Below are 14,074 nucleotides of genomic sequence, written 5' to 3' on the forward strand. Positions count from 1 at the left end.
TTGTGTGCCAGCCGTTTTCGGGTCATTCTTCTCCTTACCCAACGTCGTGTACCCGGCTTCTGCCTCGTACCTGTCTGGGAGGGATGCGCAATGGACGATCGAGATCTCATCGGTGTCTCGCCTTTTCACGCCGCCGGTCTACTGCGCGGGTTCGTGATCTCCGGTCGTTGGCCGGACACCACCAAGGAGTGGGCTCAATTCCTGGCGCTGGCCGTCCGGGTCGCGTCGATGCCGGGTCTGTTGGCGACGTCGACGGTGTTCGGGGTGCGGGAGGAGCTGCCCGAGGATCCGGAGCCGGGGACGGTCGGCCTGGTGTTGGCCGAGGGACCGGTGATCGGCGATTTCGCGTTGGCTCCCGGGCGGTTCTCGGACCATCAGCCGGCCGCGTTGCTGATGCTGCATCCACCGTCGGAGACGACGCCTTCTCTGCCGGAATGTGCGGGCGCGGCCTCGGGTTGCGTTCTGCTGCCCGGTCTTCCGCATCTGGGCCTCGATCACCGGGCCGCGTGGGTGGAGGCAGAATCCGACGGCACCGTGACGTCGATGATCAGTCGGGTCGGCCTCGATCCGATCAGCGATCCCGACACCGCAGTTTTGGCGATGCTCCTCGCATCCTGACCGCTCCCCGTACACGATTTTTCGGGTCCCCAAACTTATTGGCGCATTGGACAATTGGAGAAACGGCACTTAAAGTCGTCTGCAGCGAAGGGGAGTAGCCCCCAATCAACGTGTCGACATACTGGTCGTTTTCCACGACCCGGCACCTGAACCGGTACTTCCGGTGGGCGAGACCTTCGGTCCGTTCGACGACCGAGGAGTCTGCTGTGCTGTCCGCTCTACTGTTGAGTTTCGCTGTCATTTTCGTGGCCGAGCTGGGTGACAAATCCCAGCTGATGGCCATGACGTTCGCCTTGCGCTACAAGTGGTACGTCGTCATCGGCGGCATCACGGTGGCCACGACCGTCGTGCATCTGGTCTCGGTCGCCGTCGGCCATTTCCTCGGTGTGTCCATCCCCACCGAAGCCATCTCGATCGTCGGCGGGCTCGCGTTCGTCGTGTTCGGTCTGTGGACCCTGCGCGGAGATTCGCTGTCCGACGACGAGGGTGCCAAGGCATCGCGAGTCACCAAGTCGGCCTTCCTGGCCATCGCGTCCGCGTTCTTCCTCGCCGAACTGGGCGACAAGACGATGCTGGCCACCGTCACTCTGGCCGCCGACAACGATTGGGTCGGAGTGTGGATCGGCTCGACGGTAGGCATGGTCGCCGCCGACGCCCTCGCTATCGTGCTGGGTGCCGTTGTCGGAAAGCACTTGCCGGAACGGCTGATTCAGTACGGTGCGGCCATTCTGTTCTTCGTCTTCGGCGCGGTCCTGTTCTTCGAGGGACTGATGCCGGGTACGTCGGCTCCGTACGTGGCGGCCGCAGTCGTGGTGGCGATCTCGGCCCTCGTCGTCGCCGCTGCGTTCGTCCGACGCTCCCGCAGCGACGCTCCGCAGGAAGTGGAGAAGCGCAGCACCACCGAAGACGTCTGACCTTGGTTTACACTCCTCGCGGAGGGGTGAATGAACGACAACCTGCAGGCGACGGGTAGCGACGCGGCACACCGTTCGACCGATCGGCTCATCAGGATCTTCGGCCGGTTCGTCGGTACCGGCTACGCGGCATATCTACTGCTGCTCGTTCCCGACATCGCGCGCAGCAGCGTCACGGTCCCCGGGTGGTGGACCCCGGCCGCCGTGATCGTCGTGTTCGGTACCGGTCTCGCGTTCGGAGCCTTCACCTTTCACCCGAGCATCAGGGTCAGCCAGGTTGCGGGTTCGATCGCAGCGTTGGCATTCCCGGTCATGGCCCTGCTGTGGTGGGTGGCCTGGGACGGGACCACCTTCGATCGGAGCGGAATGTTCCTGTCCGCATTCCCCGGCCTGGCCTCACTCGCGGCCGCGACCGTGTGGCGACCCATCCCGGCATTCGTGCACACGGCCGTCTCGGTGGTGATCGTGCAGCTGATCAATCAAGCTGTGCGAGAGCCGTTTCCTCGCAGCAACATCATCGCCGAAATATTCTTCGGGCTGATGTTCTGCACGGTGTTCGTCGCGGCGACTCTGGCCGCACTGCGTACCGGTCGCATTCTCGATGCCACCATCAGCGCCACCCACGGCGATGCCGCACGGGCGGCTGCGGCGAATGCACGCGAAGTCGAACGGGAACGGTTCGACGCCCTCATCCACGACGAGGTCATGTCGTCACTGCTGGCGGTCGCTCGCCAGGGCCGCACTGCCAGCCTGGCCCGTCAAGCATGTTCGGCATTGGCCCATCTGGACGGACTGCACACCGACACCGCCACACACGATTTCACCATCGACGACACGATCGCTCTGATGCGAGCCTCCGCATCGACGGTCGACGAGTCGATCGATTTCAGGGTCCGCGAGGACCCCGCCGATTCCTCGGCGAACTACCCTGCCGATGCGGTCCGGTCGATCGCGGGCGCACTCGCAGAAGCATTGCGTAACAGCGTCGTTCACGCTCAGGCGTCGACCAGATCGGTGACGGTCGAGCTGGCCCCGTCGGCACTGCGAGTCATCGTGCGAGACAACGGTATCGGCTTCGATCGACGCTCGGTGCCTCCGCACCGACTCGGCGTCGCCGTCAGCATCGAGGGGCGGATGCGTCAGCTCGACGGCGGTTCGGCCGAGATCGACACCTCCCGCCGCGGAACCACTGTGCGATTGAGCTGGGCGCGATGAACGGCGAGGATGTTCGCGACCTGCTGTCGATGAAGTCGGCGTCCGCGTACGCTGTCGCCGGCTTCTACATCCTCGCGTGCGCCGTGTGTGCGTCGGCGACGCTGAAGGGTATGTCCGCGGTGTGGCCGCCGTTCGTCTCGGTGTTGGTGTTCTCGGCCGCGGTCATCCTGCTGCTCAGCGCTCCGGGGGATCCGCTGAGCCCACGGTCGACGGCGCTGCTCACCGTATCCGGGCCGGTGGCCGCGTCGTTCGTCTTCGCCGTGGCGCCGGTGCCCCTGACCGGCAGTCTGCAGTCCTGGCCTCTGGGTATGTCCATTGTGATCTACACGTTCATGTGTGTCCGTGGCCGCACGCCGGCCGCGTGGTTCGGACTCGCGCTCACGATGTCTGTCGTCGTCGGCTGGGCAGCCTGGACGGGTCAAGGCGCATTGTTCGGGTTGTCGTTCAGCGCCATCAATATTGCTCCGTTGTTGATGGCGACGTTCTTCGCCTTCACCATCCGACCCCTCGGTGCAGCGATCTTCGAGCTCCGTGAACAATCCACCATCCGCATCGCCGCCCAGGCCGCCGCCGCGGCGGTACTCGAAGAACGCGACGCGCGCCTGGCCAGTCTCGATACGCTCGCCCGTCCGCTCCTGCAGCGCATCGCGGACGGCCCCGATCTCACCGACGAGGAAGTCCTGGCGTGCCGACTCCTCGAAGCCGAGCTCCGCGACACCCTGCGGGCCCGCGGGCTCGTACTGCCCGAGTTGGCCAGAGCGGCACGCTCGGCTCGCGCCCGTGGCGTCGAGGTCACGATGCTCGACGACCGAAGCCCCACGGCACTGAGCGAGAAGGTCCGCAACGACATCGCGGCGGGGGCGTCGAGCAGTCTGGACGGTGCCGTGACCGGATCGGTGACGGTTCGCCTGCTGCCTCCGGGCCGACCGGCCGCGGCGACGATTCTGCTCGACGACTTCGGTGACGGTGCCCAGCGAGTCGAGTACGACGACTCCGGCCGCATTCTGCCCTGATCGGCGGGTGCCTGGGAGTGGGGTGAGGTCCCCCGCCGGTTATGGTGCAGAACACAGCGTGGTCGCTGCCTGTGCCGCGACCCGACACCGCTAACGAAGGGGATCGTACGACGTGGAGATTTCAGGAACAGCAGCACTCGTCACCGGTGGCGCGTCGGGCCTCGGAGCAGCAACCGCAGCACGTCTGGCAGGCGCCGGCGTCACGGTGTTCGGTCTCGATCTGCCGCAGTCCATCGAGCGCGCCGGAGACAGTGTCCCGGACGGCGTGACCCTCATTCCCGCCGACGTCACCAGTGAGGCCGAGGTCGAGGCCGCACTGGACACCATCGTCGAGTCCGGTGTGCCGCTGCGCATCGTCGTCAACTGTGCAGGCGTGGGCTGGGCGGGTCGCATCCTGTCCAAGAAGGGACCGCACGATCTCGAGCTGTTCCGCACGGTCATCACCATCAACCTGCTCGGCACGTTCAACGTGATGCGGCTGGCCGCCAACCGCATTCAGTCGCAGTCCACCGTCGACGACGCCGGCCAGCGCGGCGTTGTCATCAACACCGCATCGGTCGCCGCATTCGAGGGTCAGATCGGCCAGATCGCCTACACCGCCTCCAAGGGCGGCGTGCACGCGATGACCATCACCGCGGCCCGTGACCTGGCCCAGGTCGGCATTCGCGTGAACACCATCGCCCCCGGCATCGTCGACACCCCGATGCTCGCCGGTGTCACCGAGGAATACCGTCAGGGACTCGAGGCGTCCGTGCCCTTCCCGTCGCGTCTCGCACAGCCCAGCGAGTACGCCCAGCTGGTGCAGATGATCGCCGAGCACGACTACCTCAACGGCGAAACGATCCGCATGGACGGCGCGATCCGGATGGCACCGCGCTAGAAGTCCTTTCGCGTGTGGCCCCGACTTCTCGGGCGCGGGGTCACACGCGAGCGCGCAGGTCCGCCACGGTCGGGATCTCGTCCTCGGCGCGGTCGGACATCCACTCGCGCAACACTTTGGTGGCGAGCACATCGTCCTCGTTGTAGACGAGTAGCCGTTCTCGCTGGGTGTGATCGGGATCGGCGTCGTATCCGACGGCCTCGCGGTACCAGCCCATCGACGCCTCGCCGCCGGCTTCCTCGTCGCGCCAGGAGAATCCGGCCACCGGGGCAATCTTCTTCAGCCCCTTGCCGTTCGGGCAGATGAACTGGTCGCTGACGGCCTGATAGATATCCACCCACTGCTCGCTGTCGATGAATTCGCGTATCTGCGCCTCGGTGGGCACTCCGGGGACGTCGGCGAAGCGTCGGGCCGAGTCGAGTAGCCATTTGTCCTCGGCTTGTCTCGAATAGCAATACGCTGCAAACGTTTTGCCGCGAGCCGCGGCATCGGCCCGCGTGTCCATCAACCAGTTCCAGAACACCGCGAACGAGCGTCCCTCGTCGACGGTGGGCAGCGGATCCCACGTGACGAAGCCGCGATACTCCGGCGGCGGTCCGCCTGCCTCGGTGAGGAGCGTGCCCCACAGGTACGCGCCGTGCTCCTGATAGCTCTCCATGTCGACGTCCACCTCCACGTCGGCGCGGTGGACCGTCACGGTCTCCGATCGACGCAGAAGCGGCACGTCGGCGCGCCAGGCCAGCGCCGCGGACACCGCGTCGTCGAAGTTGCCGAAGGGCCACTCCTCGGGAGCCGGACCGGTCCATTGCGCCAGTTCGTCGATCGTCCGCACTCCAGCGCTGCGCAGCACGTCCGCTCGAGATCCCGATGCGACGAGTGAGACGTCGCGGGCCGCCACCAACTGCGGCTTGCAGTCGAACCACCAAGCACACGAACGGCATTCGCTGATCTGCGAGGGAACGGTCACCGCGTCACCGCTCGCGACCGCAAGCCGGTCCGCGAATCGAATGTCGTATTCGTCGAGCGCGGCAGTCAGGTCGTGTACCAACACGCACTCTCCGCGATAACCCACTGCGCCCCCGACCGGGGTAGCCGTGGCCAAGCCCTCGTGGGCGAGCATGCGGTACAGGTGCGCGAGGCGGAGCTGATCGCGCAGCTGGCTGCGCACCTTGCGGGTTTCGTCGACGGCCGGAGCCCAGTGCGTGAGCGGTGTGGTGCGCGCGCCGCGCCCGGGGTCGGTCACCTTGTGATTGACGACGATCACCGGAATGTAGCCGCCCGACGCGTCCCGCACGAGAAGCTCGCTCCGTCCGCGGCGGCCGGTATCGCGTTCGAGTGGCAGAACTGCATTCCAGATACGTTCGACGCCTGCGCGGCAGGCCGCGACGGTCGCATCGGCCGCAGCACGGGCCGTGGGCTCGTCGATCTCGGTCCACAACATGGGGTCTGCCGCTGCCAACTGCGCGCGAATGTTCTCGCGATGCGCCTGGGCCGCCTCTCGGCGTTGCCGCACCCCGGGATTTTCGGGTTCACCGCGCAGGAGCGCCCCGTAGGCGGTGTCGAGATAGAGCCGGTGCCGACATCGCGTCAACGATCCGGCGTCGAGCAGCACAGGTGCGTGCGACGCTGCCGCATCTCGTTGACCGTTCACACCGCTAGACATTAGGTGAGCCCTCCGACAGCCGAAGAAGAACAGCTGCCTATTAGGCTGTGTGGAACGCACCGTTACCGCCTAGCAGCACATGTCAGGAGCCTTGTCGATGGGTCTGTTCCGTAAGCGCAAAGGTCGTGCCACTCGCAAGGCGGAGGCGAAGGCCCTCAAGCACAAGGCCACTCTCGAGGCGAAGCTCGGCGCGAAGAACGAGCGCAAGCAGCTGAAGTCGATCGCCAAGGCGCAGCGCAAGCTCAGCGCGGTGGAGGCGAAGTCGCAGAAGAACGTCGAGAAGGCCCAGGTCTCGGCGTTGCGGGCGCAGCAGAAGGCGGCTGCGGCCGGCACGCTGAACGTGGCTCAGATTCGTAAGTATCTCGGTATTGCTCGGCTTCTGCTGCCGGTGCTGGCTCCGATTGCCTACCGCGCTGCCACCGTCGTTCGCGGGCAGCTCGACAACCGTAAGGCGCAGCAGCTGGGTGTCGCACCCGATCAGCTGAGCGAGTACTCGGGCCACGGCGGCAAGCTCAGCGCCCGGATCGCCGGTGCCGAGAAGTCGCTGAGCACCATCGGATCGCGTCATTCGGATCCGGAGACCAAGAGTTTCGGTGCCGCGATCAGCGAGCGTCTCGACGATCTGACCACCGCTGTGCGCGCCGCCGAGCAGATGCCGCCGGCGCGCCGCAAGACTGCCCACGCCGCCATTTCCGCTGAGCTCGACGGCATCGAAGCGGACGTGCTCGCTCGCCTCGGCGTGCGCTGATCTCACCGACCATCCGATGACCGACGGCTCTGCTGCACCGCTTCGCGGCGGAGCTGTCGGTACGGTCACCGCCGCGCTCGCGGTGGCTGCGCACGGAATGGCGGGCGGCGGCTATCTCAGCGGATCGGGATTGGCTCTGCTGATCGTGGTCAGCCTCGGCGTGGGTGCCACGACTGCCGTTCCGCGTCGCTCGACCGTTCTGTTGCCCGCCCTGATGGGTGGCCAACTCCTCGCTCATACCGCACTGAGCCTGAGCGACATGGCCGGCATGTCGGGCTCGTCACACAGCCATTCGCTGCTGCCCAGCGCCGCGATGATCGGCTTTCACGCGGCCGCGTCGCTGGTCGCCGCGCTGTTGATCGCCGCAGCCGAACGTCTCTACGGCCCGATCACATCGATCGTTCGTGCCGTTCTTGCGCTCCTCACTCCCCTGCCCGACGGTTCTGCTGTCGGTCGCGTCCGGTTCTCCGTCGCGATGCCGTCGGCGCACGGTATTGCCCTGGACTGGGCCATTTCTCGTCGTGGGCCTCCTATGTCGGTCAGCTCGTAACTCTGATCCGACATCCCCTTTCACCTTCGTACAGAAATGACCCAACAATCATGAAGAGTTCCATTCCGCGTGCCTTGTTCGTATCCGGTGCCACCCTCGGCGCACTGCTGATCGGCGCAGGCGCAGCCTCCGCTCATGTGGTCGTCTCCGCGCCCGACGCCGCGCAGGGCGGCTACTCGGTCCTGACGTTCCGCGTCCCCACCGAGTCCGACATCGCATCGACCAACTCGGTCAAGGTCACCTTGCCTGGCCTCAATTCTGCTCGCACCCAGCCCATTCCGGGGTGGACGTCCACCGTCGAGAAGGACTCCGCCGATCTCGCCGTGTCGGTGACGTGGACGGCGAATCCCGGTGCCGAGGTCGGTCCGGGCCAGTTCCAGCAGTTCCTGCTCTCCGCGGGGCCGCTGCCCGAGCAGGAAACCGTGTCGTTCCCGGCCACCCAGACCTACACCGACGGTGAGGTCGTACAGTGGAACGAGCCGATGACCGAGGACGGCAGCGAGCCCGAATTGCCCGCTCCCACACTGACCCTCGCAGCCTCGAGCGGTGACGCACACGGCGGAGCCCACGCCGAGACGACGGACGCAGCCGAGCAGACGTCCGCGTCCTCCTCGGACACCACCGCCCGGTGGATCGCCGGTGCCGGGCTCGTTCTCGGTGCCGTCGGCGCCGGCCTTGGCATCGGTGCAACCGTGCGGAGCCGACGCTCGTGAGGGCGCTGACCGTGTCCGCCAAAGCGGTGGTCGTATCGGCGGTGGCCTTGCTGGCACTGCTGATCGCGGCTCCGATGGCCTCGGCTCATTCGCAGGTCACCGGGTACAGCCCGGCCGACGGCTCCTCGCTCGACGCATCTCCGGCGACGGCATCGGTGACCTTCAACGAGGTGCCGCAGTCGCAGTTCGCCACGCTCAACGTCGTCGGCCCCGACGGCAACATCTGGTCGAAGGGCGATGCTCGCATCGAGGGCCAGAGCGTGGTCGTCGATGTCGGTGATCTGGGCCCTGCCGGCGAGTACACCCTCGCCTACCGCATCACCTCGGCAGACGGTCATCCGGTGAGCGGCACGGCCACGTTCACGCTGACGCAGGAAGGGTCCGGAACACCCGGGGCACCGGCCGATGCGTCGGGTACCTCGGAAGAGTCCGAGGACGGGTTCCTCGGCGGCTACGGTCCCATCGTGCTGGTCGTGGTTGCGGTCCTCGCCTTCGGTGGAGCGTTGGCATTCGCACTGCGTAAGCCGAAAGACCAGCGTAAGCCAGAAGACCAGCGTAAGCCGAAGAGCGAGAAGTAGATCCGACGTGGCTGCGGTGAGCGAGAGGAGCCTTCGGCTCGTGCTCGCCGCCGCAGCCTCGGCGGTGGTGGGGGTCGCGGCAGCGTTCGCGCTGGCGTACCCCACCTTTCCCAGCGGGTCGTCGTGGCTCCGCGTCATCGCTGTCGCGTCGGGTTCGGTGGTGTTGGGGTTCGGAATTCTCGCTGTCCTGGACGGTAATTCCGCATCTCGACGCCCCGCCCTCGACTCGCTGGTGATGTGGCGGTCGATCGGGTTCCTGTCGGGTCTGTGGGCGGTGGCCGAGTTCGTCCTGTTGGCAGCGGCCGCAGCCGAGGCCGAGGGCCGAGCAGTCACGGCGCTGTCGCCGAGTGCATTTGCGGCCTTCGTCGCGTCGATCTCCGTCGGTCGACTCGGCGCGACGACGGTGCTCCTCGCGCTCGTTCTGTGCGCCATGGGCGTACTCGGATATCGACGAGACGCATCCTGGTCCCCGGTTCCCGTGGTCACACTGGCGGCGCTGGCCCTGGTCGCGCGACCGATCACCGGACACATGTCGCAATTCGCATTCGGTTCCATTGCCGTTGCCGTGCATGTGGTGTGCGCCTCGGTGTGGCTCGGTGTGCTCGGCGCGATGGCGCTGAGTCTGCGGACCAAGACAGCGTGGGCGACGCTTTTGCCGGCCTATTCCCGGATCGCGCTGTGGTGCGTCGTCGGGGTGGCCGTGACCGGCGTATTCGACGCGGTCCTGAAGTTGGAGAGCCCGGCTGCTGCGATCGAGACCGGTTACGGCCGAATCGTTCTCGCCAAAGTCGTGATGACCGTGATCCTGGTGGCCGTGGCATCTCGGATCCGCCGCACGTGGTTGCCGACCGCCACTGCGCACCGCTCCACGGCGGACTACTCGGTGCGGCGAGCTGCCGCTCATGTCTGTCTGCTGACGGTGGCGTTCGGACTGGCGGCGGCGTTGGCAACCACGGCGTAAGGCCGGAGTGCAGCCTGCGGAATGACCAGACAAGCGAGTCTGTCGGGGCTCTGTACTAGCCTGAGTGCATGCCGAAGTTGACTGTGGTGCCGGGTGGTTCCTCGGTGTCCGCGCGCGATCGGATTCCCACGGTCGCCGAGTTCTTCGCCGGTATCGGTCTGGTGCGAATGGGCTTGGAGCAGGCCGGTTTCGAGGTGTGCTGGGCAAACGACATCGAGCGCGACAAGCACCACATGTATCGCCAACACTTCGGTGACGACGCGGCCCATTTCCAGCTCGGGGATGTTGCCGGCACGCGCGGCGGTGATCTGCCGGACGGTCTGTCGTTGGCTTGGGCGTCGTTTCCGTGCACGGATTTGTCTCTGGCCGGGGGCCGGGCCGGTCTCGCGGGCAAGAACTCCTCGACATTTCGGCACTTCACTCGGGTGTTGGACGAAATGGGTGACGGCCGACCCGAGGTGGTCGCGCTGGAGAACGTCGTCGGCCTGGCCACCAGTCATGGGGGCGACGATCTGGCGGCCGCGGTCCGTGAGCTCAACGAACTCGGCTATTCGGTGGACGTCCTCACCATCGATGCTCGACGGTTCGTCCCGCAGTCCCGTCCTCGTCTGTTCCTGATCGGTGCGCAACATCCGCCGGAGGATGCCCGCGATCCCAACAGTGAACTGCGTCCGGATTGGTTGCAGGCGGTCTACGGCGATTCGACGCTGTCGACGCATCGGGCTCCACTACCCAGCCCGCCGATCCCGTTGACCAGTGGTCTCGGCGATCTGGTCGAGCGGATGGATTACCGCGACGAGCGCTGGTGGGATGCAGACCGCACCGAGGCGTTCGTACGCTCGTTGTCCCCGATTCAGTTGCAGCGCATCGAGATTCTGAAGAAGGCGCGCAAGGTCAGTTACCGTACCGCCTACCGTCGTACCCGCAATGGCGTCGCGGTGTGGGAGGCCCGCCCCGACGACATCTCCGGCTGCCTGCGTACTGCGCGCGGCGGGTCGTCGAAGCAGGCGGTGGTCAAGATCGGCCACGGCCGGTTGCAGGTGCGCTGGATGACGCCTCTCGAGTACGCCCGCTTGATGGGCGCCGGCGACTACACGCTCGGCGGTCTGCGGAACAACCAGGCGCTCTTCGGTTTCGGTGATGCGGTGTGCGTTCCGGTGGTCGCGTGGCTGGCGGAGCACTACCTGATGCCCCTGGTGAACGGGACACTCGGTTCCATCGCGCCGAATGCGACTGCTGCGCATGTCCAGTCACGGTAAGTCCTCGCTGCGGGCGTCGGCGGTCGCGCCGCGCAAGAGCAGTCTGCCTGCGGACGATGTGCAGTCCTTTCGAGCTGCACTGCGAGAAGTGCTGAGCGAGAAGGACGATCGAGGGCGCGTCTGGTCGGCGGCCAAGTGGGGCGTGTATGCGTTCTACGACTACGACGGCGAGCCGATCTACGTGGGGCAGACCAAGGAGAAGCTCAGCGTTCGGGTGCAGCGGCATCTGACCAATCAGCGGACCGACGCCGTCGCGATGCGAGTGCTGGACGTGTTCGAGGTCGCGGAGATCGAGATCTGGCCGCTCTGGCAGTACGAGGACCTCAAGAAGTCCGACGGCGCAGAACAATTCCGCGCCGCCGAACGAGACTTGAACGCCCACGAGTACACGGCGTACCTCGAGGCCATCGACAGGTCGCGTCACAAGGCAATTCTGAACGAGAAGATCCCGCCGGTCTCCGAGCCCATCACTCTGCCTGCGTCACTGCGGCGGTCGCTGATTTCCGAGCAGACCCGAATAGAGCGCGGGCACCCCGACATTCGGATCGCGCGACGCGCGGAGACCATCTCCCGATTGGCTGCGGTCACTCGCGAGCGCGGCGAGGTGTCCGAGGGTCTGCGACGCGTCCTGGTGGTGCAGGCGGTGCGGCTGGCGTATTTGTCTGCAGAGCGACTCGCCTTCGTCGAGGGTCACCCCATTCCCGATCCCGCGGCCATCGACGTCACCGCCCTGGTGGGTTCGGTGCTGCACGAACGTAGCGATCCCGTGGATCCGGACGACCCCGAAGACCCAGAGGACCTACCCGAGCCCGACGCCGAGCTGGACCTGTTCAGCGACTACTGACTCCCGTCGCCGTAGGCTCGACCTGTGCCGCTTCCCCCTCACGTTGCCGATCTCACCAGCATCGATCTGTTGCTGTCGGTGGCAGAGCTCGGCAGCATCGGCCGTGCCGGACACGCCCACGGCATGTCGCAGCCCGCGGCAAGTTCTCGCATTCGCGCGCTGGAGCGTCGCGTCGGAGCGCCGTTGTTGAAGCGGGGCGCACGCGGAACGGTGCTGACGGAGTTCGGCGAGCTCGTCGCGAGTTGGGCAGCGCCGGTCGTCCGGTCGGCCGAGGACTTGGCGACGGCGATCGCCACGCTGCACGCCGAGCGCATCGGCCACCTGCAGATCGCGGCCAGTCAGACTGTCGCCGAATATCTTCTGCCGAGATGGCTGGTCACACTGCACACGACGCTGCCCCAGATCGTGCCCACGCTGAGCTCGGGTAATTCGGCGGTGGTCGCCGCGACGGTGCTCGCCGGAGACGCAGACCTGGGGTTCATCGAAAACCCCAGTGTCCAGGCCGAACTCACGTACCGCACCGTCGCAACCGACGAACTGGTTCTCGTCGTGGCACCCGGACATCCGTGGGCACACACTGCACCGTCGACCGCGCAGGTAGTCGAGACGGCGCTGGTCACCCGCGAGGCCGGGTCGGGAACCAGGTCGGTGTACGAGAGTGCGGTTGCTGCAGCAGGTTTCGGCCCGCCCACGACTCCTCTGCTGGAAGTGTCGTCGACGACGGCCATCAAGTCCGCTGTGGCGGCGGGGATCGGCGGTGCCGTCCTCAGTTCACTGGCCGTCGCGACGGAGCTGGCGGCGGGCAGTCTGATCGGAGTGCCGCTCCCCGATCTGTCCCTGCACAGAGACTTGCGCGCCATCTGGCAATCGGGCCGTGCGCCCAGCGGCCCGGCCGCAGAACTTCTGACGGTAGCGACGTCCATCCAGCCATAACCTCCAGTTATGACTGGATCGCGAATTGCTGCCTACCGGACGCGGGCCGCGTCGCGCACAGTGAAGTCATGACCGTCCTCGAGTCCGTCTCGTATGCACCCCGGCTGTCGCGCAGGCGGACCGTCGAGCACATCACCCCCAACTGGTTCGCCGCCGTCATGGGAACCGGCATCGTCGCCACCGCGGCCGCCACACTGCCCGTCGACCTCCCTGCGTTGCGCGTCGTCGCCGTCGTCGTATGGGTACTCGCTGCCGCAGCACTCGCAGTGATCGGCGCAGCCTTCGTGCGGCACTGGACCGGGTATCGCGCACGCGCAGTCGACTACGCGCAGCACCCGGTGATGATGCAGTTCTACGGCGCACCGCCCATGGCCTTGCTCACCGTCGGCGCCGGGGCCGGCCTGCTCGGCGGAGACCTCATCGGTCCCACGGCGGCCACGGCACTGTTCGCAGTCCTGTGGGTCGCCGGCACGGTCACCGGCCTGCTCACCAGCGTTGCCGTGCCGTTCCGCATGATGACGTCCGGTCCCCGGGATCAGGTCACGGCATTGCCGGCGTGGTTGATGCCCGTCGTCCCGCCGATGGTGTCTGCATCGACCGGAGCGTTGTTGCTTCCGCATCTGCCCGACGGCCAGTGGCGGTTGGCGCTGCTGTGCGCGTGCTACGCGATGTTCGGGCTGTCGCTGATCGTCGGAATGCTCACCATGACGTTGATCTACGGACGCCTGCTGCACGGCGGTCTGTCGTCCGTCGACGCGGCTCCGACGGTCTGGATCACGCTGGGGTTGATCGGCCAGTCGATCACGGCGGCGAACCTGCTCGGCACCGATGCATCGATGGTGTTCACCGGTCCGCAGTCGTCGATCGCCGTCGGGCTGCACGTCGTCGGGATCGGCTACGGACTGATCATGGGCGGATTCGGCGCGCTGATGTTCGCACTGGCCACTGCCCTGACCGTGCACGCGGCGCGCAAGAAGATGAGCTTCTCACTGACGTGGTGGTCGTTCACATTCCCGATCGGCACCTGCGTCACCGGAGCGACCGCACTGGGCAATGCCCTCGATTTCGGCGCGGTCCGTGCCCTTGCCGTACTGCTGTACGTCGTGCTCGTGACGGCCTGGATCACTGTCGCCACTCGAACTGTCCGAGGCGTGTGGCGAGGAAACCTGCTGCAGCCCAGCTGAT

15 protein-coding genes are annotated in these 14,074 nt (G+C 66.4%); 14 read left to right on the plus strand and 1 reads right to left on the minus strand.

The genetic code is table 11. The features are described 5' to 3' along the window. Positions 1-90 precede the first annotated feature (90 nt). The 5 genes from K414_RS0104485 (at position 91) to K414_RS0104505 (ending at position 4,640) form a co-directional block, all read left to right on the plus strand. Positions 91-618: a hypothetical protein gene (locus tag K414_RS0104485; RefSeq protein ID WP_027494858.1), complete on the plus strand. Its 528-nt coding sequence runs from the start codon at positions 91-93 to the stop codon at positions 616-618. A 206-nt stretch (positions 619-824) separates the two neighbouring features. Further along, the gene (locus tag K414_RS0104490) at positions 825-1,532 is read left to right on the plus strand and encodes a TMEM165/GDT1 family protein (RefSeq protein ID WP_027494859.1); all 708 of its coding nucleotides are present in this window, start codon (positions 825-827) and stop codon (positions 1,530-1,532) included. A 30-nt stretch (positions 1,533-1,562) separates the two neighbouring features. After that, positions 1,563-2,747, plus strand: a complete 1,185-nt coding sequence (locus tag K414_RS0104495; RefSeq protein ID WP_051364938.1) for an ATP-binding protein — start codon at positions 1,563-1,565, stop codon at positions 2,745-2,747. Next, positions 2,744-3,760 carry a hypothetical protein gene (locus tag K414_RS0104500; protein ID WP_051364939.1) on the plus strand — a complete coding sequence of 339 codons (1,017 nt, stop codon included), beginning with the start codon at positions 2,744-2,746 and terminating at the stop codon, positions 3,758-3,760. The genes K414_RS0104495 and K414_RS0104500 overlap by 4 nt, the downstream gene beginning before the upstream one ends. Positions 3,761-3,872: 112 nt before the next feature. Further along, positions 3,873-4,640, plus strand: a complete 768-nt coding sequence (locus K414_RS0104505) for an SDR family NAD(P)-dependent oxidoreductase (protein ID WP_027494862.1) — start codon at positions 3,873-3,875, stop codon at positions 4,638-4,640. A gap of 40 nt (positions 4,641-4,680) precedes the next feature. On the opposite strand, the gene K414_RS0104510 is transcribed toward K414_RS0104505, so the two are convergent. Then, complete coding sequence (locus K414_RS0104510) at positions 4,681-6,249, minus strand: TM0106 family RecB-like putative nuclease (protein WP_237606441.1); 1,569 nt, start codon at positions 6,247-6,249, stop codon at positions 4,681-4,683. 151 nt (positions 6,250-6,400) lie between these two features. On the opposite strand from K414_RS0104510, the gene K414_RS0104515 reads away from it, so the two are divergent. From K414_RS0104515 to K414_RS26025, 9 genes are all read left to right on the plus strand, one after another. Continuing rightward, entirely contained in the window at positions 6,401-7,051 is a 651-nt protein-coding gene (locus tag K414_RS0104515) for a DUF6474 family protein (RefSeq protein ID WP_027494864.1), read from the plus strand. Between the two features lie 16 nt (positions 7,052-7,067). Next, positions 7,068-7,601: a hypothetical protein gene (locus K414_RS0104520; RefSeq protein ID WP_027494865.1), complete on the plus strand. Its 534-nt coding sequence runs from the start codon at positions 7,068-7,070 to the stop codon at positions 7,599-7,601. Positions 7,602-7,651: 50 nt separating this feature from the next. Continuing rightward, on the plus strand, positions 7,652-8,314 hold the full coding sequence (locus K414_RS0104525) for a YcnI family protein (RefSeq protein WP_027494866.1): 663 nt from the start codon (positions 7,652-7,654) through the stop codon (positions 8,312-8,314). A 74-nt stretch (positions 8,315-8,388) separates the two neighbouring features. Further along, a complete protein-coding gene (locus K414_RS0104530; RefSeq protein ID WP_081701678.1) occupies positions 8,389-8,892 on the plus strand; it encodes a copper resistance CopC family protein in 504 nt (167 codons plus the stop codon). Between the two features lie 16 nt (positions 8,893-8,908). Further along, positions 8,909-9,853 (plus strand): CopD family protein, encoded by a 945-nt coding sequence (locus K414_RS0104535; protein WP_237606129.1) that lies wholly within the window; start codon positions 8,909-8,911, stop codon positions 9,851-9,853. Positions 9,854-9,921: 68 nt separating this feature from the next. After that, positions 9,922-11,112 (plus strand): DNA cytosine methyltransferase, encoded by a 1,191-nt coding sequence (locus K414_RS0104540; protein WP_027494869.1) that lies wholly within the window; start codon positions 9,922-9,924, stop codon positions 11,110-11,112. Then, positions 11,096-11,956: a GIY-YIG nuclease family protein gene (locus tag K414_RS26020; RefSeq protein ID WP_051365309.1), complete on the plus strand. Its 861-nt coding sequence runs from the start codon at positions 11,096-11,098 to the stop codon at positions 11,954-11,956. Before K414_RS0104540 ends, K414_RS26020 begins: the two co-directional genes overlap by 17 nt. Before the next feature lie 24 nt (positions 11,957-11,980). Next, on the plus strand, positions 11,981-12,889 hold the full coding sequence (locus K414_RS0104550) for a LysR family transcriptional regulator (protein ID WP_027494870.1): 909 nt from the start codon (positions 11,981-11,983) through the stop codon (positions 12,887-12,889). A gap of 68 nt (positions 12,890-12,957) precedes the next feature. Further along, positions 12,958-14,073, plus strand: coding sequence for a TDT family transporter (locus K414_RS26025; protein WP_051364941.1), 1,116 nt, complete (start codon positions 12,958-12,960; stop codon positions 14,071-14,073). Position 14,074: the final 1 nt, after the last annotated feature.

Origin of the sequence: Rhodococcus sp. JG-3 (genome assembly GCF_000482405.1) — a bacterium.
Classification (GTDB): domain Bacteria; phylum Actinomycetota; class Actinomycetes; order Mycobacteriales; family Mycobacteriaceae; genus Rhodococcoides; species Rhodococcoides fascians.